Raw genomic sequence first — 24,489 nt, forward strand, 5'->3', positions numbered from 1 at the left:
AATTAGAAGAGACATTGTTTTTAGGAGGCTACGTGGGACTAAGAGTTAATATCAACCCTCATAATAATCTATTCAATTTAGCACATTTCAATATAGATATAGTAAAAACAAAAGTGGCAGAGTCAGATCAAGAAGGCTTGGGGCTACATTGTAAAAACTGCATTATATCTACATCCTTCGCGGTCGAAGCTTTTGTCAACTATGTTGGTTTTAAAAAAATTAGGCACTGGAATGAGAAGAAGAATTGGTATGAAAAACTTAAGCGAATATATAAGACAATTGATGAGCCATTAGATTTGGAACGAGAGCCATTGAGGACACTTAAACAATTAAAAGATATTAGAAATGAGTTAGCCCACAGTAAGCTCATAGAACGAAATGTGTTGGTAAGAAACAAAGGTGAAGCCCAAAAAGCCATGAAGGCCGATTGGGATGAATATTTGAATCCTGACTTTGTTGTGCATGCATACGAACAAGCTGAAGCATTTCAAGAACATTTGATGGAGAAGTTCGATATCTCGTTATTTGAAACATTAACATCGAGTCGAGGTACGATAAGTGGAGAATAGAGGTGAAGGGTTGTACTTTCAATCGGTTGCAATTGCTTCTGAAGGTTACTTTGAGTAAACACATAACAAGCATTTAAAGTTGCAGCTAAAGCCTGGGATTACCCGAAACTGGTTACTGGATGGGGATAATTTCCCGTACAAACGTTCAATTTGAAATGAAGGAAATATATATGAAGAAAATACATTTGTTATTACTAGCCTACCTTTTGCCAAGTTTAACGTTGGCAAGCGAGGCTAACCTGACAAAGATAAAGCAAGTTTTATCTGGTCCTGAATTTGGAAAACAAGTTCTAATTACGGTAGATACCAATCCATCTAATTTGCCCGAGTGCCACACAAATCAATGGTACAACTACGTTTTCGATGGAACGACGCCTGAGGGACAAATGACGTTAAGTCTTGTCCTTACCGCTTATGCTGCACAAAAAACTGTTTTGGTAGCTGGAACAAATAGTTGTACTATCAGAGGGGGAATTGAAAACTTAAAGTACATCATAGCCAAATAAGTATAGCAAAGCATTTAAGAGTGATTCCCAACCCTTGGCATTTTCTTTATAATCACCTTGATGAATACATAACTCCCTGCTTGTTTCTTTTAACGTCAGTTAAGGTAACGAGCCATGTCTCTAAGAACACAATTCTCGCGCTTGGTGGACGACATCAAGCGCACCCGTCAAACCCTTGAAGAGCAATCCCCCAATTGGGCTAACGTCCCTACCCTTAAACTTGCCTCAACGTTGAAGCAATACGCGATCGACAACTTCAAAGCGGCCAGCTCGATATTCGACAGAAAAGTCGACGCACTCGAGAAAGAGTAGCAAAAGAAAGGCAAAATCGACGCGAAACAGATGGCACTTGAAGCCACTCAAGAAGGCGTAGTAGTCGGTATGGGTATCGTCGATACGTTTGTCAAAGAGTTCATCGACCTGTCTAACAAGAGTTAAAGTGCGAATTCTAATCCGTTCTGTGATTGTGATAGTTTATTGCTCTTTGCCGGAAGGTTATGATTTGCGCTAGGAATTTTTGTGCGCTAAGTGGCAAATGAGCAGCGCCATCACTCACGGAGGAAACTATGGAGATACCAGAAGCCGGAAACTTGTTTTTTGGTATGATCGCGTCGATAGGTACGGTCGTCGCTACACTCTACAATTTCGGTCAGGTTAGAAAGATCAATGCTGAACTACTAGCGTCATTCGAAATTGCACTTGAGAAACAAAATAAGCATTCAGTGACTGAGTTGTTTAGGTCTATTCATGGTTTGAGGATGAATTACTCCGATATTGTAGTCTTAGTTAACGATGATAACTGTTCAAAGATTATTTATGCGCTAAAAAAAACTCCTGGAATGGTTAGCTTCGAAGGCGGAAAGTTTCAGTACTCTGGATTAGGTAAAATTCGCCCATTCATGGCGTTTGATAAGTTACTCCGAGGTGCTGGACTAGTTTTGGCCATAGGTTTGTTCGTTATTTCGTTTTGGCTATTAGCATTTGGTAACTCAGGGGAGAGTATTGCAGGAATGATACTGATTGTTCCTAGTTCTTTCTTTATTGCCCTTTCAATACGAACTAATCGCTATGACAAAATGGTTAGATCATTAGTAGGCAACGAACATTGAAACCTTTCTAGTCAAATAATCAATTGAAGCTTTACTTGTGGAAGATAGTTTGAATGCAATAAGGATTGCAATAGAAAGCCTACAATCTAACCCTGGCTGCCTAGTTAGTGCAATGCATTGTGAATATGCTGGACATGTTGAATAAATGTCCTCTGATGCATATAGAGTTATGGCTGGATGTATATCCAGATACTTCGAGGTTTTAACTGGTTTGAATATACGTAAACAATTACGGTTCCTATTCCGTTCAATTTATGAACATGTACAAATTGCCATAGATGCTGCTGTTCGAGAAAAAGCTATTCATATATTCGGATTTAGAGCTGTTGCCGCTTCAGTCGCTTTTTTGGCTACCTCCTATCTAGCGCAGACATTTGCACTGGTTCCACTTGAAGAGAAAGTTCAATCTAGCTTTATTATTGCCCAAGCAGAAGTTAATTATTACAAGTACTATGATTCCAAATCGCTGAAGGAAGTAGCGCTTGCACAAGGCAGGTTAGCTGCTGCAGAAAGTTCAAAAGAATACATATATTCAGCAGTTAATCTCTTATCCCTTGTTGCTGAGATAGTTTACTTAGTTGCATTGATCATTTTTGTATTTTCTGTCGGCCATTGGTGGCAGTATGTTGTGATTCGGAAGAAGGACGAAAGCGCTATATGCAGTTCTAACGAAAATGATTAGTTTTAGATGTTATCGAACACTCGTCATTCAACCTATTGAGATTTCGCTCTTTTACGATTTAAAATATCTGTTTTATAAATAATAAGGTTCATTACATGGATTGTGCAATTAAGCCTGCGATGGTAGGTGTACTTTTCTTATTCTCTAGCCTATCTTTCGCGTTTGGAAACTCGCCTTGGACCACAGTAGAAGAAATAGTACAAGGTCAAGGAAACAAACCTTTGGTTAAACTTGTGAATGCTGGAGAAGCAGGTACTGGCTGCGACAGCAAAGATTATTTGAGAATAAAAGATGCAGATTCAGGAGCAGGAAAACGACAGTTCTCGATTTTGTTAGCCGCTTTGAGCTCAGGAGCAGAAGTATTAATTGAGTCAAAAACATGTTTATACGGCTCTCCAGCTGTAGAGACAGTATATATAAAACGATAAATTAGCTTGTCCTCTTCCAGTGGTCGAGAACTAATCTCTGTTAGTATTATACATAGAAACACTACTACCAGCTTGCTGAAGATATCACTTCACAAATACCTCCCCTAAGGCTAATTCTCGGTACAACTCTGATAGTTGTCGGGCGTGCAGTAAGTCATTGGGATATACATCACCTCCTCTACAGCTTGTTTGTTCACAAGCTTGTAGAGGGTCAATATTGCTTGCTTGCCCATCTCATAGGGATTTTGACCAACATTGCCGTGCGCTAGGTTGTCTTTTAAATACACGAGTTGTTCTTGGGCTGTGTCTGCAGTGATGATAACGATGTCTTTGTCGAGTATGGCCTGTTTGTGAGGGGTAACGACATCTCTATACTCTTCTAAAAACTGAGTCCAGCCCCCTACTGCCACGATGGCGTTAATTTCGCGTTCTTGATAGGAGTTGAGTACGTTTTTGAGATCCTCAAGTGCTCTTTCGAACTGACCGAAATTGTGAAGTGGTTTACTAAACTCCGTCCACCCGTTCTCTCCTTTTAGGCGCTCACCAGGAGGTAGCGCGTATTCTTTACCTGATAAGGCTGAGCGTATTCCCATCACTCTGAGATTTAAATTCGGTGAATCAGGCCGACCGCTTTGAATAAGGATAGTCCCGCCATTCGGTAGTTGAGACTTAAGTTGCTCACCCAGCGCCTTTCCTAAATCAAAGTCGTTAGTGCCTATATAAGCCGCTCTTAATTTCGGATACCTAGATAAAGTTTCTGTTGAGAAGTCAGCATCATAAGTGATCACCGGAATACCAAGTTCTTGCACTTTCTGCATACTGTGTTCAAGCATAAACTTACCCTGAGGCACCGCAATAGCAATACCGTCTATCCCTTCATCCAGCAAGTCAGAAATGATTTTGTCTTGCTTACGTATATCTACGCTTTTAGGGCCTCGATAAACGCATTCTACATCCTTGAGCTCTTTTGCAGCAGCCATGCAGCCTTCTCGGCTTGCCTCAAAAAATGGGTTGTTCTCTTCTTTGGGGACGACGGCAAAGCGCAATAGCTTTGATTCAGAAAGGCTAGCAAAGCTGAGTAACAGAGTGAAAATAGTCACGTTTCTTATATAGCTGATCATGCTAACCCTACCCTTAATATGCTTTAGAGTTTTACCTATATTAAAAAGTTAGCTCATAAAGCGAATTTTGGGAGTGAACTTAGGTAGCTATTGCACCAACCTTGTCTATGTAAATCTATGTAAGCATGACTTTTTCATATTCAATTATTTTGATAAAGTTCATTGTTATTGCGTTCATGTATGCATAGTGACTCACAAGGTGAGTAAAAAATGCGCATGACTATGTTGCATCTATAGACAACGGATTATTTCGAATGGATACCATTAACCAGCCAGACAGTAAAGCCATTGCTTGTGAAGATCATTTGATCATCTGGTTCTGGGAAGCCCATATGCATAAGAAAGGCTTAGCACAAAAGGCCATATTGGCCGAGCTGAGAAGGCTTGGAGATCTGTTGGTTAAAATCAGGCATGATAAAACCAATTTTTTGCTGCCAAGTTCCCGACTTGAGTTAGTGAATGACGTCGTACAGCACACCTTATTGCTCGGTGACAAGTTTTACGAAAAGCATGAGTATTTTGTTCAGGAGATACGTGAGCTGATTGATGAGCATTATAAGAAGCATTTATTTGTAGAGTATGTTTGATTTCTCTAGTTTGGTAATGATGCATCATTGCCCTACTTTGTGAAAATACGCCATCACATCATCGTTTGCTCTTAAACACTCATACGCTCCCAGAGGTTTCATGTTTATAGGTGAAGTTTCCCGCAAAACCGGCTTGTCGATAAAAGCCATCAGGCTTTACGAAGAGTTAGGGCTTATCCAAACGCCACAGCGCCAAGGGCGCTACAGAATCTACAAACATTCAGATGTGGACATTCTTAACCTAATTGTTCAGGCAAAGCTTCTCGGAGTTAAGCTTTCTGATCTTAAGGGCATCATCGTCTACAAGAACAATCAAGTTGACTGGCAGCGCATTGAAGGCTTTCTGGTTGAGGTAAGAAAAAGATTATTGCGAGAACAAACGCTACTCGCCGAAAAGCTTAAAAATGTAGAGTCCTGTATTGAAGCGATCAATTCATGTGAATAGTGGTTGACTCTCCCCCTATGGGCAGACTTTACACTCATCATCCCACTCAAAGGAGAAAGATGATGAAAAACGTATTAATACTCAACGGTAACCCAAAGCGACAAAGCCTTTGCCACACAATATCTGATGCTTATCAAAGCGGTGTGGCTCCTGCACATCACGTTCGTCGATTTGATTTAGGATCAATGACTTTTGACCCTGATCTATCTGGCGGATACGACTCTTCGAAAACGCTTGAGCCTAGTTTGCAGGAGTTTCAAGAGATGCTTCTCTGGGCGGACCATATCACGATTGTGAGCCCAATTTGGTGGGGAGGCATACCAGCTAAGCTTAAGGGCCTGATTGACCGCTCTCTTCTACCTGGATTCGCTTTTAAATATGAAAGTGGCAACCCAAAAGTAATTCCACTTTTAGAAGGTAAAGCATCTCAACTAATTCTGACGATGGATGCTCCAGAAGAATACGCTCAAGTGCAGGCAGATCCAGTTTTGGCACAGCTGAATCAATTTACGCTTCAATTTTGTGGGATAGAGTGTTTAGAACCGGTTTTTCTATGTTCTGCCAGTTTTGTAGATAACGACAAGATTGTGGATTGGCAAGCAAAGGTGCGCGAACTAGCATCTCAAATGGTATAGTTGTTTGGGCGAATAACATTAAACGTTATTCGCCGATTAACCATCTACTGAGTCTCTATTTTATCAATGTTGTTTAGAGTGCACGACTCAGTACCCGCGGGTGAAGTGACTACCACCTTTTGAAAGCCAACAACTAAATTGTGCTGCACAGTACCACTTTTGTATGTCACCACATCAGCACTGTTAATCCCCTTTGCTTTTACGTCCTTTTTCCCTTCGGCAGAAGTACAAACCATGGTACACCCTCCCATTTTGCAGGTGATATGGGTCATGAACTCAATGTTTGGATTATTCGCCGCCATCGCTGGAAACGCGGAGCTGATGAGTAGAGCGACAAGAGATGTTTTTTGCATAATTTACCTAATTGGCATTTGCGACGTAAAGAAGAGCAGTCTATCTCTCACTTATCGCCTGTTCAAGACGTATTACATAGATATGGATATGACAGTGTCACTATGGGTGTGTATGTGATTCTAGATACTTATCTCCTTGATTAGAAAAGGTATCATCTCTCAATTCTTCAATTGCATTCCAGATTTTACTCGCCAATTCAGGGTTCACATCAACAAACTCGTGACTCAATACTAAATAGTAATCCTTCGTTGTGATCGCAGGTTGGACTTGTTTAATGTTGCTGATTTTCTGACTACTCAAAAACTGCTGAGCCATCGTATCTTGGACAGCAATGGCGGATAAACGATCCAATTGCAGCATATTAAACAACTGTTCCGTTGTTTTGACTTCGTGAACTTTTAGCTGCTTCTTCTTTAGCTCTCTGACAATAGAAAAACCCAAGTGCGCACCGACCTTTTGATCGGTGTCTGCTAGGTTCTCTCCATCCCAATTGAGTTGTTTGTCGTCAAGTGTATAGAAGTAATACCCTATGGTAGCGATACGTTTACTCCCATCAGGTTTACCATCACTTGTTGGATAGCGAGCATATTTCGCCCGTTGTGAGTTGTAGGAAAAGATGAACCCTCCATCGACTTTCCCTGCTCCTATATCTTGCAGAACGCGTTTACCTGGAAGGCGTATATACTCGATGTTTAGGTCTAATTTCTTGGCAACTTGGTTAAGTACATCCAACGCTAAGCCAGGCGGATTTGCAACGTCAGCGCCATCTCCCATTTGAAACGGATAAGATTCAACATCTGAGTAAGCCAGCCTGATCGTTGTTGTGGCTGAAACATGAATGGAAATAGAAGCCATCGCCAGAAAGAGGCACAGTTTGCGAGTAAGTTGATTCATACGCTCTACCTTTCACTTAACTAAAGAAAGCATAGAGCGTGATCGTGTGAATGTCCTATAAATTCTTCGCAGATACAAACACGTAGTTTGCTGATAGCTTCCATTTGAATACATTACGGCTGATCGATGATTTCGTTAATGAAGTCATACTTATCTGACTCATATTTTGTTATCCAATGCGCACCCTGCGCTGGCGCAGAATCCAGTGTAAACAAATAGAAGTCGATGCCTTTGTCACCCATAACTCGGGTAAAGTATGTGGCCTGTTTACGGTGGCTTTCGTCCGTGTAAGGAATCTGCTTAGCGGATTTTTTTAAGTCATCATCAAACCAGCTATGAACTCCTATTTGCTGAGCCATTTCAATCCGACCTACATCACTGGCTCGCTCTAGAGTACGCTTGTTCCCTGCAGCAAAGAGGTCTGTGCCTCCAGAGAATACGGAGCCATTCTCAGTGACCAACGTATTCATATTGTTGTCTTTGATCAGCAAGCCTGTATACATATTGATGTCGTCATCCGCGCTACCACCAATATGGCTGTCAAATACCATGGTCATTGGTGTTCCCTGATATTGATCCACTATTGATTGTAATTGAGTAAAAGTAGTCACACCTAATGTCGACTCAATACGTTGTTGGCAATGACCACCGCACACTGCATCGTTGTAAAAGTCATCAAATGCAAACGATGTTTTTATCTTTACTTCTGCTGGCGTCACAATCGGAGTCAAGATGGTAGAGCCGATCATCGTAAGGTACTCAAGTGCCTCTTGGTGATACTCCAAGCGCAGGGTTTTCATGCCCAATTGTGTTTGCGATTCCACCAAGCTTTTGTTCGAGGACACTGCAATTTTTTTGGGGCCACAATCAAAGCTATCAAATTCATTTTTATCAGAGTAAATAAGGCACCTTGCATCGGCATCTGACATGTCATCAATCATTAAAGTGACGGTTTTTCCTGATACACTTTCTAGTTGCACTAACGTATCCCGACCATACTCATCAGCGTATTTTATCTTGGAGTATGTTTGTCCTTCATAGGTTAGTTGCATAGAGCTAAGTATCGGTAACCTCTCTGCAAGCAATTCTGCACGCTCTTGAGCACTAAACACGTAATCGGCCTTAGGCTTATCTTTTACAAGCGATTTAAACATGGAGTCTGAGCTGACCCCAGCTAGCGTCACCATTGGAACGGTTAGTAACGTGAGCAGTTTTATATTCATATGCATTCCTGTTGCTAATTATTAATCAGGAGCAATATAAATGGATAAAATGTAAGTTACTGTCGGTGATATGTAGTCTTTATGTAAGTTGATGTTTTACTAGATAAATGGAAACACATGAATGGTGATAGTAAAAAGCACCGCTCATAAGATGAGCGGTGAAAAAGTGGAGCTTCCAAGCGCTATAGTCTTGGATGAAAGCATGTAACATTATTGGCGACATAGCATCTGCCTGATTGCCAAGAGCAAGATAACCATGCGATGTTTCAATCCGATTGCTGAATTGCTTCAGGACAATGAAAGTGCGTCGCGTCTAAGCATTAGGCGAAAAAAAAGGCTCATGACTGAGCCTAGAAACTTTCATAGAAAGTGATCGTAAGGTGTCTTCAGGATATTTCCGTTCAACATATTCACCATAGCCATAGCCTCATGAATAACAAAAATATCATTAGCTTTGCATGTGAACTAACCCGAAGTAAACCTGTTCACAAATCATTGCTCTACGTGAAGATGAGAAGTGGTTAAAAATTTAGAGTTTCGTCATTAAATTGGATTTGCAATGGTACATCTTGTTGGCTAGGAGCTTAGATAAGCCAGAAAATGACGTTCTATCGAGGATGTTGTCGTACTAGGGGGCCGAAACGAGTACAGCTCTAAACAGCCATGCTTAAAGGTAAAAATAAAAAAGAACCGGCTCATTAAGAGCCGGCCTGCTTACCCGAAACAGCAAACGTAAGGCACTTGGATTATTCCCAAGGCCCGCTTACAGTAACAAATTCATTTTTTTATGAAAGCCGTCACAATGCATCTCTGTGAGGCTCGTTCAGCAAAAAGCTTGGCATATAGACACTTGAATCTATATAAGTCGATTAACGGTTATTTATATAGAAATAATCTTTATGTTTCAATCACAATCAATACTTTAAATTTTTAAAATGAATCGTTCAAAGTTTTAAATTCAATTACTTATATGCATAATCATTAATAATCTAGCAATAATCCAAATTTAATACATGTAAGACCAGTTAGTGATATAAATACTTATAATTGAGAAGTTAATCCCAAAACTTTTTTCATCAAGCTCGTAAATGAAGCTCAACTCAAGCAGGCCGATGTTGCGAATGCCGTGCCACATGATATTACTAAAGAGGTTAATCTTATGTTGCATTTTTAGCAGGTGCATAACTGTAATGATCGCATTACTGTTAAAACTAGGTTCACCAACCGTTACATAGTGAGGTCAAGATGAAAGTACTAATTCAATATACTCAAACTGGTAAATACCGTGATCAAGCTTGGGAAGCATATACACTAAAAGCTAAAGGCGATGTTCATGCTGTCACCCCTTCATACGCGGCACAGCTCATCAAACAAAACAAAGCAAACCTGTTTACGACGGACGACTCTGATATCGTTATCGAATCATGATAAAAAAGAAGCTCTCAACGACAGCGCTGAGAGCTTCTTTTTTATTAACATGAACAAACAACCTATTTTTGCTTCATGAATGCCACCGCTAATCCAGATGCAATGAAAGTGGCTCCAGCCCCTAGATTCATTGATGTCACAAGCTTAGGTTTACGATGAAACCAATCTGAGAGTTGAAATGAAAAAACACCCATTAACGAAAAACCAAATCCGGTAAGTACAGCAAACCATACTCCATAACCTATCATTTGTATGGTGACTGATCCCAAATCGGGGTTAACAAACTGCGGGATAAACGCTAACACGAACATGCCAGGTTTTGGATTCAACGATGCAGACAAGAATCCAGTCGAAAATATCACTTTCAATGGTTGTTTTTTAGCTGGTTCCAACGTAAACAACTGACGATTTCGAATAACCTTAACACCCAACCATATCAGATAACCTGCTCCAACCGTTTTGACAATGTAAAAAGCTAACTCTGAAGTCTGAATTAAGACGGTCAAACCAAATGTTGCAGCCAAGACGTGAAACAGAATACCTGTACCGGAGGCACTACCTGATACCACAGCAGCTAACTTTCCTTGGCTTAACCCTCGCCCTATTGCCAGCAAATTGTCTGGCCCAGGAGATAAAACGAGCACAATACAAGCAAGTGTGTAAGTTACAAAGACATCCATCGGAAACATTACTTATGACTCCTTGGGCGCGAATTGTTCAAAAACCTGTTGCGCGGTCATCTTATGAGATCCTGAATTCAGCTCATAGTAACCTGGCTTCTCATCGACAAAGATTTCGTTTTTAAGTGAAAAGCTATGTTCTTGGAACAAGCCCACCGACAAGACGTATTCATCACCAGGTATAAGATAATAGAAAAGATGGGTACCACAGGTGGAACAGAAACCTCGCTCTGCCCATTCCGAAGATCGATAGCGTTTTATCGAGTTTCCGGAAAACTGAACTTTCGAGTGGCAATGTATTGCATGTAATGGTCCACCACTCCATTGTCGGCACATATTGCAATGACACAAACTGACTTCATGTTCTTCCTCAGCCCGCACTTCAACAGAACCACACAGACAAGTACCTTTCATTATGCATACTCCCTCAAATCAATAATGACATTCATCACTTTAATAAAACCTGAGAGATAATGTGCAAACGTAATCATAACTCGTGTGTAACATCACGGAATTGTACTTTCAGCTTTCTACTGGCTGAATTTGTCGGAGGTAACACTCTGAGCCTTCAGTAAGTTATGGCTAACCTATTTACAGATTAGCAAATGTTTTTAGTTATAGTGCTTTAGAAAGCATACTATTTAGCCTAAGAACTTAACTCAATGCGCCCTGGATGACTGCTGCGAATGGCCTTTAATGCATCTGGCGGCATTTGTACGTTAGCGAACCAAAAAGGTTTATGTTTCTCAACAAATACGTTGCTACGCTCAAGAGCATCGTATATCGAGTAAGCCTGAGCTTGAGCCAATGCAACACCATAAGGGCTCCTCTCTAACATCGGAGTATCTTCCAAATCTTCTAAGAGAGCATTTTTTAAATGTACGTTTGTAGGTGACCAATCTATAAACTCAACGACTTTACGCGTTAGTGATTTTTCTAAGCCAATAATAACATCAGGGAGAATGCTCATTATTGGCTTAATTTCTGCGCAAGCGTAATATTCTTCACGAAGGTTTTTATCACGATAAAACTGCATTCGCTCAACCAATGCATCCTCAAACATCATCGGAAAGTTGTTCACGATGGCAAACTGGCTAATAGTTCGCAAAATGCCAATTGCTACCCCCTGTTCTGGCGATCTGACTTCGGCTTCTTCCAAGCGAAATCGAGTAACATTTGCAGTCAAAATCATATGCTGCCATAGCTTAGGGGCAATCAGTTTGGTAGTAGGCTCATCCCATCTGAGTAAAGGCTTAACCATTAGTATTGGAAACAGAACTCGGCTATTGTCGATCCCTAGAAGTCCTATCGCCATCTTCGTGTCGGTAAAACTCCGTACAGATTTTCCGAGGCGGGCACAAAACTTGGGATTCTTACACAGTTCGAAAAGATTATTTTTCAGTTGGTTATCGTTTACAGCTAAAACGTCAAGTTTGCTGTAACTTACCGAAGGCGAATAAGCAGTACTTAAAAAATATGAAAAATCGGGAAAACGTCCAAAGAGCTTTAAAACCTCCAGTTCAGATAGTTTGTCCATCATTCTATTAATAGCGGATTCTGAAATGTCCCCGATTACGTTTTCATGTATCTTTTGCCTTTCTTCAGCCGCTTGACGCCTCTCCTCGACTTTACTGCTTTCACACTCGAGAAGCAGCCGCTGGTTTTTCATTACACGCTCTTTCTCGTTAAGAATCACTGTATCGCAAAACTCGCTCTGTCGACTAAGCACAGAATCTACATCAGACTGATCAAGCACATACTTTATACTTACCAGCCATTTGGCATAACGTTCTCTAGTCGATGCCGCAATTTTGCTCGCAAGCTGATTAGCCTCTTCATTGTATTTCTTATTAGTGAGTAACAAGTGTGAAAGCTCGGCTCTGGGTGATAGATGTAATACTAGCACAACATGCCGTTCCACTTATTGATATGCAAAAAATGAAAGAATAAAAGCTACTGCGTATGGAAAAGAAAAGCCCCCAGTAATTAGCTGGGGGCTTTCTCAGTATGACTGAACTTAATGCGCTTTCTTTTTACCTTTTGATCGAAAGCCTTGATGTGGAAATACGTTTCTGATCCGTTGCTGCACTTTCTTAGGAACTTGCTTTGAAAAAACCAACTTGGAACCTGTGCGTTGCTGATAGACTTTCAGCTCACCGTCAAAAGGTTCGCGCTCTGCAATATCTAATATATTGTGGCGAAAAGTCGGAGGAAAGTGCCCTTTTTCTTTGGTGATGTGCCCAGACTTAAACTGAACACGCAACACTGGCCTATCAACCGCCACTAACCAGAATACAACAATTGCAGCAACCAAAATCACGTAAAGCATATATGCTCCTTAGTCTAGTAACTTACTCAAATCCTCTTTGAGGCTATTGACCGCTTTGCTGGCTTTCTCACTGCGTGATGCTTCAGATAGCAAGTATTCAATGGCATCAGACAATGTACAGCCCAGTTCGTTTGCGCGAGTCGAAAGCTTCTCCCAAACGCGATAATCCAAATCGATTGATTTTTTCTTGGTATGGATTTGCTCCGCGTTAAAATGGCGCTTACGCTTAGCACGGATGGCTTGCTTGAGCTTATTATCCAGCTCAAGCGACATATGCTGCTCAATCCACTCCAACACTTTTGTTGGCTCATGCTCTAAATGGCGCAATTCATTAACCGCGGCCTCTGCTTCACTCGTATCAACATACCGAGTGATCGCCTCTCCATTTTTCCATTTACTGATGAGATACGTCCACTTCCAACCACATTCTAAATTTTCAAGTTGTTGATATTTCATTGTAAGCAGTTTCCATTCAATTTGGGTGACAGCGTAACTCACCATTACTTTAGTTACAATCTTTATTGTAGAAAAATCGACCTAGATCATCACATTAAATTCGCTATGTCATACTTAACCGTTTTTCTATATAATTTCTGACCTTTTCAAGTACATGAATACTGTTGATGATCCAAGAAAGCTGGCGTGCAGTCACTCCACAATACACAAGTTATGACGATGTAATATCGAGATTTGAAAGCCTACCCGATGTGGGTTTTCTCGACGTTCAGCCTCGATTAAAACAAGCCTTATCTACCTTTGCTGCTATCAAAGGTTTCGCCAGAATTCTCGTTGTAAACTCGCCAGATAACGCTTTCTACCGTTCTAATATTAAGCGTAGTTTATCTTTCGTTTCTGACAGTAGCGTCATTTCAACAGAAAGCATCAACATAAACGAACTTCTTGGTACCTATTCGTGTAATAAATCTGGCGAAATTGTCGCACACCGGAAAGGATTATTAGCCAAAGCTGATAGTGGATTCTTAATCGTTTCCGCTAATATGCTTTTAGCCAACCCAAGCAGTTGGCCTGTATTCAAATCGGTTTTTCTAGGTGAGAGTGTTAGCCCAATCAATACGACACCACGTAATATCGCTAACGATATTCCAAGCAACTCTTATGACGTAAAACTCGTTGTCGTTGGCGACAGAGATCAGATCGCTGACCTAGAATACATGGATGGTGAACTTTATACGGGCTTAGCTTCTTATACAGAGGTTGAACACGAAATCACGTTAAGTGAACAATCCATCGAACTGTATTTGGGTTACTTGTCGTCTCTGTTGAAAGAACACAGCCTACCGACTCTCGCTTCTGAGGCAATTCATAGATTAATGGTTGCAGGAGCTAGGTACACTGAAGATCAGCGCTATATGCCGATCGAGCCTCTGTGGTACCTATCAATATTTCAAGAAGCTTCAATCCATTCTAACGACCAGATAATTGATGAGAGTGCACTCGACAAGGCATTAGATTCGAAGTATCAGCGCGAATCTTATCTGCCCGAGCGCGCCTTATCAGACATATTAGATGGCCAGGTAATCATTGAAACCCAAGGTGAGTGTGTTGGCCAGGTTAATGGTTTAACTGTCATTGATGTTTCCGGACACCCGCTTTCATATGGTGAGCCAGCGCGTATTTCATGTGTTATCCATTTTGGTGACGGCGATATTTCCGATGTGGAACGGAAAGCTGAGCTAGGTGGTAACCTCCATGCAAAAGGCATGATGATCATGCAAGCATTTGTCTCAAGCGCGCTACAATTGGATGAGCCGTTGCCTTATTCGGCTTCAGTTGTATTTGAACAGTCCTATTGTGAGGTTGATGGCGACAGCGCCACACTCGCGGAATTGTGCTCTTTTGTGAGTGCCCTATCTGAATATCCAATTAATCAACAGATCGCAGTCACTGGTGCGGTAGATCAATTTGGTCGCGTTCAAGCAGTTGGTGGCCTAAATGAGAAAATTGAAGGTTTCTATCGCGTTTGTAAACACCAAGGCTTTACAGGCAAACAAGGCGTCATCCTCCCTAAAACGAATCTAAAACACTTAGCCCTTAATAAAGATGTAGTAGAAAGCATTAAAAATGATGAGTTTCACATCTGGTCTGTCGAAACCGTTGATGAAGCAATTCCTATCATTATGGGTAAGCCTTTCCGTGGCGATGATGAAACAAGCGTGATTCATAAGATCGCAGAACGAATTGAAAACTTTGAAAAACATGAACTTCCTCAAGGATTTGTGGAGCGCATCAAAAACTGGTTCTCTTAGAACAAAGATTAGTCACATTTAGACTGATCGGAGTTGTTTGGCGTACACGTGTTCACTAACATGCTGCTATCAAAATTTGGAGTAATTGATAATGCAAAACAAACGTGATTCTTATAACCGCGAAGATCTACTAGCCTCAAGCCAAGGTGAACTGTTTGGCCCAGGCTATCCTCAGCTTCCAGCACCAAACATGCTGATGATGGATCGCGTGACTAAGATGTCTGAAACTGAAGGTGATTTCGGTAAAGGTCTGATTCTAGCAGAACTCGATATTACTCCAGACCTATGGTTCTTTGATTGCCACTTCCCTGGTGACCCAGTAATGCCTGGCTGTCTAGGCCTTGACGCAATGTGGCAGCTAGTGGGTTTCTTCCTTGGCTGGGTTGGCGGTAAAGGTAAAGGCCGTGCTCTTGGTGTTGGCGAAGTGAAGTTCACGGGTCAAATTCTACCGACAGCGAAGAAAGTCACATATGAGATTCATATGAAGCGTGTTGTAAATCGCAAGCTTGTTATGGGCCTAGCTGACGGTCGTGTACTTGTTGATGGAAAAGAGATCTACGTAGCGAAAGATCTTAAAGTTGGCTTGTTCCAAGACACGTCTGCTTTCTAATTTGGAATACTTTTAAAAGCGACTCTCTTGAGTCGCTTTTTTGTCATCAAAATATTTAGTTATAGTGCGTTAAGTGACTAAACAAAAACCCCAATTGTTGGGGTTTTTGTTTGTTCCTTATGTCGTATGTGGATTGAGTCTTTTATTTGTAGAGACCAGAGTGTTTGTCTTCCCTGGCATCGCGCCAACCACCGAGCCAATAAGATCGAGCATCCATCTGTTGGTAAGGACATGAGTCCGTTGAGCGGCCATTTAAGCCTGCTTTATAGCCTTGAGACTGAGCTCTTTCTAAGCGGTCACGCTTTTGTCTCTTCATAGTGTCGTCCTCATACATAAAGTTTTTCTAACGTACTACTATTAACTTTTTGTGGAGCTTTTATGACTCCACAATTAAGAATCGATCAAAAATCCGCCTTTCTCAAGGTATAAAAAAGGCACAGATCCAAAAATGTGAACCTGTGCCCTAGATTAAAATTTAACCTATTTTCTACGGAACCCTAAGAAACCAAGTAGAGTCAGAGCTAGGAAGCCTAGTGAACCACCTTGGCGATCAACTTTGTCTTCTTGAGTTACAGGACGAGCTTGGATGTCAGAAGCCGTTGCACCATTAATAGGAACAAGTTTAACTGCGACGATCTTTTCTGAGCCGTCTATACCACCATTACATTTTGAATCAATAGCCGTAGTTTCATATCCACCTGAACAATAAAGAGCAGTGCCCGAAATTACACCCGAATCGTTAATGTCCGTCGCATCTATAATACGAAATTGGTTGTTTGTCGATGAGCTACTACCATCATTTGTAAGATCATCTAAGTACCAAGCTCTGTTATTCAGAGGAGCTTTCGCATTTGAGCTTAATGGCGCAATGAATGCTCTTTGAGATCTAGGCTTACCACCACCGCTTTCCTGATGGGTTTGGTTGTCTATCGCCCCGACAGCCTCGTCGTTATTATTGATAGCACCAGCTTTACCATTTGCGCCAGAGAAGAATATTGAGCCCGAGAATTCACTGTAACTACTATTGGGATTAGCAGGGTCTGTTATGTAAAACAGACTGTTTGCATAAGCACCATTTAATGGCGTCGCATACTTGACTTCACCTATCGCAATACCATTGGTATTTATCGAAGTCAGAATAGAGTTAAGATAATTACTTTCATTTTGGAATCGGCTCACAAAGCTAGTTGATATGCTATCCAAGTCAGTCAAATTAAAGACAGCGGCGACCGGCTTTTCATCTGAATCAGAGTTGTAACCTACAGCATATGTGGTACCTGATACATCAGCCAGATCACGTGCACTCCCTTGTGGCATGCTGCGTCCATCTTCACCTACATCTGAAACCCAATTTATACGTTTTAAAGTACTACCGTTCCAAACAGCTCCATAAGAATAATAGTCGTTCGTATTGTTGGTTGACTGCTTAGAAACGCTACCTACATAAAGACTGCCGGATTTAGCCCACACTTTGCTCTGATCATAACCAGTCGAATCTAGTGATGTGTCCGAATATGCAACGGTGCGGTTTTTCAGACTTCCACCATAATAAGTACCGATCGCATCTCCAGTGCCAGACGCAAAACTATTTACAATCACATTATTTTCGGCGCTCTGGACTTGAGATGATCCACTTTCAATATACGCCATTGAATTGTTTACAGTAGAGCTTTCTCGAGCATATCCGTTGGTATACTGATCTGTAGCCCAATCATCACAAAGAGTACTATTGTAGCCTAAATAGCTACCACAGTAGCTAGTAAAACCATCATAACCCTCTTCTAATAGATCATAACCAAACTCGTAGCGAAACGGTGCTTCATCTCGATAGTTAAAACCTTCGTAATACAACTTTTCTTCATAAGCAATTTGCGAAGTCGTCTGAGTGCACGCATTTCCCCAACAATCCGTGCTTCCAGGCTCGATAGCTACGCCATATGTTTTGGCATTACCATTGACCACCGGTTGGTAATCATAAACATTATATATTGCGGCATGCGCCCCAAAAGAAGCGGCTACGGCTAATGTAATGGACGATAGTTTAAAGATTTTACTACTCATTGTTTGTTAACTTTCCTGTTGCATTGCTTCGAGCTCTTCCCAGCGTTCGAAAGCAACTTCAAGTTCCTGCTCTGCCGCAGAAAGCTTATCTAAAATCGGTTGTGTCTGCTCTAATGGCTGAGAGAAAAAGTCAGGATCATTCACCTGCTCTTGCATTGATTCTATCTCAGCTTCCAATTGTTCGAGTTTTGCCGGCAGCACTTCAAGTTCACGCTGCAGTTTATAGGATAACTTCTTAGGCTTACTCTTTACTGGCGCTGTTTTGGGAGATTCCTCAACCTGTTTCTCAGCTTTGATTGGTTTTTCAACCGCGCGAGCTTTCTTCGTTTGTTCACGCTGCTGCTGGGCATCATGGTAGCCACCGACAAACTCTTCGATTTCACCTTCGCCCTCAAAAATCCAGCTAGTTGTCACAGTGTTGTCAACAAACTGGCGATCGTGGCTGACAAGCAACAACGTACCCTGATAATTGGCAAGCAAATCTTCCAAAAGTTCCAACGTTTCGATATCTAAATCGTTGGTCGGTTCATCGAGAACTAATAAGTTGTTAGCTTTTAAGAAGATACGTGCCAGTAAAAGTCTATTTTTTTCACCGCCCGACAACGCTTTTACCGGTGTACGAGCTCGCTTAGGTGCAAACAAAAAGTCTTGCAAGTAGCTAAGTGCGTGGCGTTGGCGTCCACCGACCATCACTTCTTGTTTACCATCCGCCAAGTTATCGATAACAGATTTCTCAGGATCTAAGATTTCGCGGTATTGATCGAAATAAGCGACTTCGAGTTTAGTACCACAATGAAGTCGCCCTGAGTCTGGTACGATATCGCCAAGTAATAATTTTAATAAAGTACTCTTACCACATCCATTTGGGCCAATCAGTGCGATACGGTCACCACGCATGATATTGAAAGAGAAATCCTTAACAATCGACTTACCTTCAATGTCATAATTGATATTCGTCGCTTCGAAGACAATCTTGCCTGAGCGTGACGCATCATCAATCTGGATATTCGCTTTGCCCTGTACTTCACGGCGATCGCTTCGCTCTTCTCGTAGCTTCTTAAGCGCACGTACACGTCCTTCGTTACGTGTACGACGAGCCTTAATGCCTTGACGAATCCAAACTTCTTCTTGAGCGAGCTTTTTATCGAATTCTGCATTTTGCATCTCTTCGACTCTTAGCATCTCTTCTTTATCGACTAGGTAGTTATCGTAGTTGCCTGAGAACGAAGCAAGTTTGCCGCGATCAAGGTCGACAATGCGCGTCGCCATAGATTTGATAAAGGCACGATCGTGAGAAATGAAGATAATCGAACCACGAAAATCTTTGAGGAAATTCTCCAGCCATTCAATCGTTGTGACATCAAGGTGGTTAGTTGGCTCATCAAGTAACAATACATCTGGATCGCGTACCAGTGCTCTTGCAAGTGCTGCTTTACGTTGCCAACCACCAGAAAGGTCGGTCAGTTTGGTGTGACCATCGAGCTTAAGCGCTGCGAGCACGTTCTTGATACGGTCTTCAAAGCGCCACGCACCAGAGTGTTCGAGGTTCTCTTGGATACGTGCAAGCTTATTGATGTTTTGCTCTGATGGATCAACCGCAATCAGATCGAGCTGATCTTGATAGATCTTCAAGTGCTCGCCGATTTCTGCTAGTCCACCAGCAACGTAATCAAACACAGTGCCTTCCTGATTACGTGGTGGATCTTGTTCTAAGCGTGAAACGACAACATCTTGGGTAACCGTTAGTTTTCCGTCATCAAGCACCACCTCACCTGCAAGCACTTTCATTAAGGTGGATTTACCCGCGCCATTTCTACCAACCAAACAAACTCGTTCATTCTCTTGCAACGCAAAATCTGCATTGTCTAGAAGAGGATGATCGCCATAAGCCAGTAATCCGTTATTTATTGTTAGTAATGCCATTTTCGTTTAACCAAAGCTGTAATTGTTGTAAATCAAACGGCCAATTAAGCTCGTTACCTTGATAATTCAGCACCGGAATAGTGACGCCGTAACGAGAAAACAGTTCATCGTCGAAAGCAATATCGACAATCTCGACCTGATGAGAAATATTAAGCTGTTTTGTAAGATCAAATGCCATCTCACATAGATGGCACCCTTCTGTGCTGTATAAAGTGATCACCTGTGACCTACTATTCCTTGTGAGTCAAAACCCAACAGTTATGAATGTGTTTATTACGAGAAAAATCCATTGGAAGAGTCTGGTGCGAAATATTCTTCGCAACTAAACCAAGTTCATCCAAACCTTCCATATCCATTTTGAAGTGACGTTTATTGTTTGAAAACACTATCGTGCCGCCATTACGAAGTAAGCGCTTAAGATTCTTCATTAACTGAATATGGTCTCGCTGTACATCAAAGCTTTGTTCCATACGCTTAGAGTTGGAAAATGTAGGAGGATCAATAAAGATAAGATCAAATTGTGCCGTTGAGCGTTCGAGCCACTGAAGGCAATCAGCTTGCTCGAATCTATGCTGACGTCCTACTTGCCCGTTGAGCTTCATGTTTTCTTTCGCCCATTCGAGATAGGTATTTGACATGTCCACTGTCGTCGTCGATTTAGCACCACCACAAGCGGCATGCACTGTTCCAGATCCGGTGTAAGCAAACAGATTTAAGAAATCTTTACCTTGAGCCATTTCACCGAGTTTACGACGAGTAATCTTATGATCTAAGAACAAGCCTGTATCTAGGTAGTCGTGAAGATTTACTTTAAGCTGCACACCATATTCATGAACGTTGAGCGTTTCAGACTCTTGAGACAGTTTTTGATACTGCGAACGCCCTTTCTGCTTCTCACGAACTTTAAGTACAACCTTGTTTGCTTCCGTGCCCGTCACTTGAATAGCTGCACGAATGATATCCGTCAAACGACGTTTTGCTTTTTCTTCAGGGATGTTCTTAGGCGCTGCGTATTCTTGGATAACAAGGTGATCGAGATACACATCTATCGCAACATTGTACTCAGGTAAGTCTGCGTCATAAATTCGATAACAATCGAGTTCTTCTTTACGCGCCCATTTACCAATTTTGGCAATATTTTTCTTCAAGCGGTTAGAAAAATCAGGTGCGATCACCGATTCAGTGACATTGTCACCTTTATTTTCTACCGGACGATCACTAATCGAGTAATTCTTCTGGTGACAAGGTAACGCACCATTATTCAGTTTGAACTGCTTATCTGCACGCATGCGTAAACAGCTTAGAAGCTCATCAGAACTAGAGAAAATAGACGCTTGGCAGCCTCCGAATTCAGATTTTAGTTGAGCACCAAAAGCGGTGTACAGAGCGATTAGACCTGGATGCGTTCCTAAACGCTCACCGTATGGCGGGTTTGAAACAATAACACCTGCTTCAAACTCTTGAGGGCGCTTAACTTGCGCAGCATCACCAAGGTTAAATTCAATTAGAGAATCGACACCTGCTCGACGCGCGTTGTCCTTTGCGGTTTTAAGCACTCGCGCGTCGTTATCAAAGCCGAAAAACTTAGTGTCAACTTTTTTGACGCCCCTTCTCGCCTGTACTGCTGCTTCCGATTTAATCTCTGCCCAAAGCTCAGGTTCAAAGTCTTCTAGTGATTCGAAGCCCCACTTCTCGCGGTTTACCCCAGGTGCCATGTTTGCCGCCATCATGGCCGCCTCAATCAATAGCGTGCCAGAGCCGCACATAGGGTCTAACAGCGACTTATCAGCACTCCAGCCACTACGTAGAATAATGGCAGCAGCTAGGGTTTCGCGAAGTGGCGCACGACCAGATTCTGGACGATAACCGCGTTGATGCAGGCCACCACCCACCATATCCACACCAAGAATCGCTTTATCGCGATGTAGACGAACATGGATGCGAAGATCTGCACGATCTTTACTGATCGACGGTCTTGGCAAGTTCTTTTTCTCGAAGCTATCCACTACAGCATCTTTCACTTTCATTGCACCGTACTGGCTATTGCGGATTTCACGGTTGGTACCATTAAAATCAACAACAAACATCTTTGAACTATGGAATTGATTTACCCAGTTCACGGAAGACGTTGCTAGATAGAGATCCATATCATCGTTACAAGTGAACTCAGATAGCACACGAACGAAACGCGACGCTAAGCGACTCCATAAGCAACAACGATAAATTTGCTCATTTGATGCTTTAAAGCGTACCCCTGCTTGAACAGGTTTGGCATTTGTGATCCCTAGCTTAGTTAACTCTTCAACCAACAAGTTTTCCAAACCGTTGGACGTAACCGCAAGATATTGATGCATAGTGTTCTTAAATTCTTGATAAATGACCCTTCATTATACCTGTCTCACATCAATTACGTTAGCTCAATCCACCTTTATCTCTCCCTCAATACACTCAATTGAACAAAACATCAGCATATTCATGCGGATCATTTACTTTCAAACTGAAGTTTGGAGCTGACACAACTTTGTACAGCGAGTTAAGGCTTAAGTTGGTAGTGAATACTTATTTACATCAAAATTGGACTATACCAAGATGTTTAATTTGCGTAATTTAATTACAAAAAATGGCTAATTGGGGAATAAAAGGTTAAATGAGGAGCGTAGAAGTATCACAAGTGGGAATATTTTATTGATAGATAAATCGAAAAATTATGGATGACTCACGTTATCCCCTACCTCCATTCTCATTGGAAGGTTCTTTTAAGCAAAAAAAAGTCGGCTCGAAGGCCGACAGGGAAATGAAACAAAGGAACGAATCGTTAGCTGACCAGAGCCATAGGTTGTGTCTGACCAGAGAGAATATGATTAGCGCTCGACATGCGATCATGCATGACTTTAATCGCTTGGCCAAACCCCAAAGATTTGACTCCATTGAGAACGAACGCTTCCAAATTAATAGAGGCGCATAAGCTAGAGTTGTCTCCTACTTCTAGAACGAGAAAGTAACCATCATTGTAGCTGTTCGATAATTGGACGAAATCGCCTTCCACAGGCACATTTAAGCCATCAGAGATGCAATCAAAGAACCAGCTCTTAGGTTGGACTGGCTTATGAAAGCGCTTTGCGGCTACGCAATAGAGTGCTAATTCAGCCTGGCGAGGCTCTGAAAGGTCTAGATGAGCAATTTGCTCTTTGTATGTTTGGTAAGCAGATGCGTCGTCAACGGAGAATTCGTTAACACCGATTGCGCAATCTACAATCAACTTTTTGGAAAGATTTGTCTTGAATACCATATCATCACCCAGATCCAGCATCAGGTGCTGCTCTGTGTCATCATAGTACCAAGTCCATTTGTCGCTCGGTTTAAGCATCATTCCAATCTCGTGTAAAAGTCAATTCAGGTAAAACACTAAATTACCTTCCCATACATTTACCGAAATTCTATTCGCTAATAAGCAAAAAAAAAGAGGAAATGATAAATCATCCCCTCTTCAGAAACTGAGTAAATTCAAGCTTTATGTTCGTGTGACAGCGTCACCAAAGTCATCATAGGTTTTTAACAATATCCCTCACAAGTGTTGGACCATGATAGATAAAACCTGAGTAAACTTGGACAAGTTGTGCGCCTGCCATCATTTTCTCTTTCGCTGCAACGTATGAGTCAATACCACCTACCCCGATGACCGGAATTTGCTCTCCCAACTCTTCATGTAAACGACGAACAACTTCGGTGCTTCGAGATTGAACCGGACGGCCACTCAACCCACCCGCTTCGTTGGCATGCTTCATTCCTTCAACAACACTGCGATCCAATGTCGTATTTGTCGCGATAACGCCATCAATGTTGTTCTTCAGTAAAGATTCGCAGATCTGGCTGATCTCATCATCACTAAGATCCGGTGCGATCTTTAGTGCGAGTGGTACATATTTGTTATGCTTCTCTGCTAACTCGGCCTGCTTCACTTTTAATTCAGACAACAGTTCATCCAACGCTTCACCGTACTGAAGTGAGCGTAATCCAGGAGTATTTGGTGATGAGATATTCACTGCAATGTAGCCTGCGTGCTCATACACTTTTTCCATACAGATCAGATAGTCTTCGGCACCCTTTTCAATCGGTGTATCTTTGTTCTTACCGATATTGATACCAAGCACACAATCGAAGTTGGCTTTCTTTACGTTATCAACCAGATTATCAACACCTAAGTTGTTAAAGCCCATTCGGTTGATAATACCTTCAGCTTCCACTAAACGGAAAAGACGCGGCTTATCGTTACCGGCTTGAGGTCTCGGTGTTACCGTGCCGACTTCAACAAAGCCAAATCCCATTGCGTCGAAAGCTTCAATACATTCGCCGTTTTTGTCCAAACCCGCCGCTAAGCCAACAGGGTTACGGAAAGTCAGGCCCATACATTCGACTGGACGATTAGGAAGTTGTTGACGATAAAGAAGATCGAGAGGAGTGCCGGTGAAACGTTTGAAGTTTTGAATTGCGAGATCATGTGCCTTTTCGGCATCAAGTTGGAAAAAGCCAGTTCTGGCTAGACGGTAAAGCATTGTGCCTCCGATAGAAAAAAGCCCCGTATAAACGGGGCTGTATTATTTACTGTTTTACCGAATAATTCAACGAAATATGTGTCGA

General features: G+C 41.8%; 28 protein-coding genes. 12 read left to right on the top strand and 16 right to left on the bottom strand.

Annotated elements, in window-relative coordinates; genetic code table 11:
• Positions 1 to 32: 32 nt before the first annotated feature.
• The 6 genes from QMA41_RS02220 (at position 33) to QMA41_RS02245 (ending at position 3,294) form a co-directional block, all read left to right on the top strand.
• Positions 33 to 569, top strand: a complete 537-nt coding sequence (locus QMA41_RS02220; protein WP_281628735.1) for a hypothetical protein — start codon at positions 33 to 35, stop codon at positions 567 to 569.
• Positions 570 to 739: 170 nt separating this feature from the next.
• Entirely contained in the window at positions 740 to 1,075 is a 336-nt protein-coding gene (locus QMA41_RS02225) for a hypothetical protein (RefSeq protein WP_043007986.1), read from the top strand.
• A gap of 114 nt (positions 1,076 to 1,189) precedes the next feature.
• Positions 1,190 to 1,387 (top strand): hypothetical protein, encoded by a 198-nt coding sequence (locus tag QMA41_RS02230; RefSeq protein ID WP_281628736.1) that lies wholly within the window; start codon positions 1,190 to 1,192, stop codon positions 1,385 to 1,387.
• A gap of 254 nt (positions 1,388 to 1,641) precedes the next feature.
• Positions 1,642 to 2,184: a hypothetical protein gene (locus QMA41_RS02235; protein ID WP_281628737.1), complete on the top strand. Its 543-nt coding sequence runs from the start codon at positions 1,642 to 1,644 to the stop codon at positions 2,182 to 2,184.
• A gap of 211 nt (positions 2,185 to 2,395) precedes the next feature.
• Positions 2,396 to 2,866, top strand: a complete 471-nt coding sequence (locus QMA41_RS02240) for a hypothetical protein (RefSeq protein WP_144397560.1) — start codon at positions 2,396 to 2,398, stop codon at positions 2,864 to 2,866.
• Positions 2,867 to 2,961: 95 nt separating this feature from the next.
• Positions 2,962 to 3,294: a hypothetical protein gene (locus tag QMA41_RS02245; RefSeq protein WP_281628738.1), complete on the top strand. Its 333-nt coding sequence runs from the start codon at positions 2,962 to 2,964 to the stop codon at positions 3,292 to 3,294.
• A gap of 110 nt (positions 3,295 to 3,404) precedes the next feature.
• On the opposite strand, the gene QMA41_RS02250 is transcribed toward QMA41_RS02245, so the two are convergent.
• On the bottom strand, positions 3,405 to 4,415 hold the full coding sequence (locus QMA41_RS02250; RefSeq protein ID WP_281628739.1) for a substrate-binding domain-containing protein: 1,011 nt from the start codon (positions 4,413 to 4,415) through the stop codon (positions 3,405 to 3,407).
• 254 nt (positions 4,416 to 4,669) lie between these two features.
• Here QMA41_RS02250 and QMA41_RS02255 point away from each other — a divergent pair, with 254 nt between their 5' ends.
• From QMA41_RS02255 to QMA41_RS02265, 3 genes are all read left to right on the top strand, one after another.
• Entirely contained in the window at positions 4,670 to 5,002 is a 333-nt protein-coding gene (locus QMA41_RS02255; protein ID WP_006962185.1) for a hypothetical protein, read from the top strand.
• Between the two features lie 100 nt (positions 5,003 to 5,102).
• Complete coding sequence (locus QMA41_RS02260; protein ID WP_171354095.1) at positions 5,103 to 5,447, top strand: MerR family transcriptional regulator; 345 nt, start codon at positions 5,103 to 5,105, stop codon at positions 5,445 to 5,447.
• A 62-nt stretch (positions 5,448 to 5,509) separates the two neighbouring features.
• The gene (locus QMA41_RS02265; RefSeq protein ID WP_281628740.1) at positions 5,510 to 6,082 is read left to right on the top strand and encodes an NAD(P)H-dependent oxidoreductase; all 573 of its coding nucleotides are present in this window, start codon (positions 5,510 to 5,512) and stop codon (positions 6,080 to 6,082) included.
• A gap of 44 nt (positions 6,083 to 6,126) precedes the next feature.
• On the opposite strand, the gene QMA41_RS02270 is transcribed toward QMA41_RS02265, so the two are convergent.
• From QMA41_RS02270 to QMA41_RS02280, 3 genes are all read right to left on the bottom strand, one after another.
• Positions 6,127 to 6,435, bottom strand: coding sequence for a hypothetical protein (locus tag QMA41_RS02270; RefSeq protein WP_171750473.1), 309 nt, complete (start codon positions 6,433 to 6,435; stop codon positions 6,127 to 6,129).
• 100 nt (positions 6,436 to 6,535) lie between these two features.
• Positions 6,536 to 7,330 carry a transporter substrate-binding domain-containing protein gene (locus tag QMA41_RS02275; RefSeq protein WP_281628741.1) on the bottom strand — a complete coding sequence of 265 codons (795 nt, stop codon included), beginning with the start codon at positions 7,328 to 7,330 and terminating at the stop codon, positions 6,536 to 6,538.
• A 113-nt stretch (positions 7,331 to 7,443) separates the two neighbouring features.
• A complete protein-coding gene (locus QMA41_RS02280) occupies positions 7,444 to 8,553 on the bottom strand; it encodes a hypothetical protein (protein WP_281628742.1) in 1,110 nt (369 codons plus the stop codon).
• Between the two features lie 1,245 nt (positions 8,554 to 9,798).
• Here QMA41_RS02280 and QMA41_RS02285 point away from each other — a divergent pair.
• Positions 9,799 to 9,981, top strand: a complete 183-nt coding sequence (locus QMA41_RS02285) for a hypothetical protein (RefSeq protein WP_006962169.1) — start codon at positions 9,799 to 9,801, stop codon at positions 9,979 to 9,981.
• Positions 9,982 to 10,043: 62 nt separating this feature from the next.
• Here the strand turns inward: QMA41_RS02285 and QMA41_RS02290 are convergent, their stop codons facing one another.
• From QMA41_RS02290 to matP, 5 genes are all read right to left on the bottom strand, one after another.
• Complete coding sequence (locus tag QMA41_RS02290; RefSeq protein WP_039952383.1) at positions 10,044 to 10,670, bottom strand: LysE family translocator; 627 nt, start codon at positions 10,668 to 10,670, stop codon at positions 10,044 to 10,046.
• A 3-nt stretch (positions 10,671 to 10,673) separates the two neighbouring features.
• Positions 10,674 to 11,075, bottom strand: a complete 402-nt coding sequence (locus QMA41_RS02295; protein ID WP_038511569.1) for a GFA family protein — start codon at positions 11,073 to 11,075, stop codon at positions 10,674 to 10,676.
• 232 nt (positions 11,076 to 11,307) lie between these two features.
• A complete protein-coding gene (locus QMA41_RS02300; protein WP_281628743.1) occupies positions 11,308 to 12,567 on the bottom strand; it encodes an HDOD domain-containing protein in 1,260 nt (419 codons plus the stop codon).
• Between the two features lie 111 nt (positions 12,568 to 12,678).
• Positions 12,679 to 12,990, bottom strand: a complete 312-nt coding sequence (locus QMA41_RS02305; RefSeq protein ID WP_019275519.1) for a DUF3634 family protein — start codon at positions 12,988 to 12,990, stop codon at positions 12,679 to 12,681.
• Positions 12,991 to 12,999: 9 nt separating this feature from the next.
• Positions 13,000 to 13,446, bottom strand: coding sequence for a macrodomain Ter protein MatP (gene matP, locus QMA41_RS02310; protein WP_006962156.1), 447 nt, complete (start codon positions 13,444 to 13,446; stop codon positions 13,000 to 13,002).
• Between the two features lie 167 nt (positions 13,447 to 13,613).
• Here matP and QMA41_RS02315 point away from each other — a divergent pair, with 167 nt between their 5' ends.
• Positions 13,614 to 15,257 carry a Lon protease family protein gene (locus tag QMA41_RS02315; RefSeq protein ID WP_281628744.1) on the top strand — a complete coding sequence of 548 codons (1,644 nt, stop codon included), beginning with the start codon at positions 13,614 to 13,616 and terminating at the stop codon, positions 15,255 to 15,257.
• Between the two features lie 91 nt (positions 15,258 to 15,348).
• Positions 15,349 to 15,867: a bifunctional 3-hydroxydecanoyl-ACP dehydratase/trans-2-decenoyl-ACP isomerase gene (gene fabA / locus QMA41_RS02320; protein WP_004743352.1), complete on the top strand. Its 519-nt coding sequence runs from the start codon at positions 15,349 to 15,351 to the stop codon at positions 15,865 to 15,867.
• 142 nt (positions 15,868 to 16,009) lie between these two features.
• Here fabA and rmf read toward each other — a convergent pair whose 3' ends face one another.
• From rmf to pyrD, 7 genes are all read right to left on the bottom strand, one after another.
• Positions 16,010 to 16,183, bottom strand: a complete 174-nt coding sequence (gene rmf, locus QMA41_RS02325; protein ID WP_006962151.1) for a ribosome modulation factor — start codon at positions 16,181 to 16,183, stop codon at positions 16,010 to 16,012.
• A 164-nt stretch (positions 16,184 to 16,347) separates the two neighbouring features.
• Positions 16,348 to 17,928 (bottom strand): DUF3466 family protein, encoded by a 1,581-nt coding sequence (locus QMA41_RS02330; RefSeq protein ID WP_006962149.1) that lies wholly within the window; start codon positions 17,926 to 17,928, stop codon positions 16,348 to 16,350.
• Between the two features lie 6 nt (positions 17,929 to 17,934).
• Entirely contained in the window at positions 17,935 to 19,851 is a 1,917-nt protein-coding gene (locus QMA41_RS02335; RefSeq protein WP_281628745.1) for an ABC transporter ATP-binding protein, read from the bottom strand.
• Positions 19,829 to 20,071, bottom strand: a complete 243-nt coding sequence (locus QMA41_RS02340) for a glutaredoxin family protein (protein ID WP_029236078.1) — start codon at positions 20,069 to 20,071, stop codon at positions 19,829 to 19,831. The genes QMA41_RS02335 and QMA41_RS02340 overlap by 23 nt, the downstream gene beginning before the upstream one ends.
• A 10-nt stretch (positions 20,072 to 20,081) precedes the next feature.
• Positions 20,082 to 22,205: a bifunctional 23S rRNA (guanine(2069)-N(7))-methyltransferase RlmK/23S rRNA (guanine(2445)-N(2))-methyltransferase RlmL gene (rlmKL, locus tag QMA41_RS02345; protein ID WP_281628746.1), complete on the bottom strand. Its 2,124-nt coding sequence runs from the start codon at positions 22,203 to 22,205 to the stop codon at positions 20,082 to 20,084.
• Positions 22,206 to 22,666: 461 nt separating this feature from the next.
• Positions 22,667 to 23,218, bottom strand: a complete 552-nt coding sequence (locus QMA41_RS02350; protein WP_281629155.1) for a cell division protein ZapC — start codon at positions 23,216 to 23,218, stop codon at positions 22,667 to 22,669.
• 175 nt (positions 23,219 to 23,393) lie between these two features.
• Positions 23,394 to 24,404, bottom strand: coding sequence for a quinone-dependent dihydroorotate dehydrogenase (gene pyrD, locus QMA41_RS02355; protein WP_038511585.1), 1,011 nt, complete (start codon positions 24,402 to 24,404; stop codon positions 23,394 to 23,396).
• Positions 24,405 to 24,489 lie beyond the last annotated feature (85 nt).

It is taken from the genome of Vibrio sp. St2 (assembly GCF_947311885.1).
Classification (GTDB): domain Bacteria; phylum Pseudomonadota; class Gammaproteobacteria; order Enterobacterales; family Vibrionaceae; genus Vibrio; species Vibrio coralliilyticus.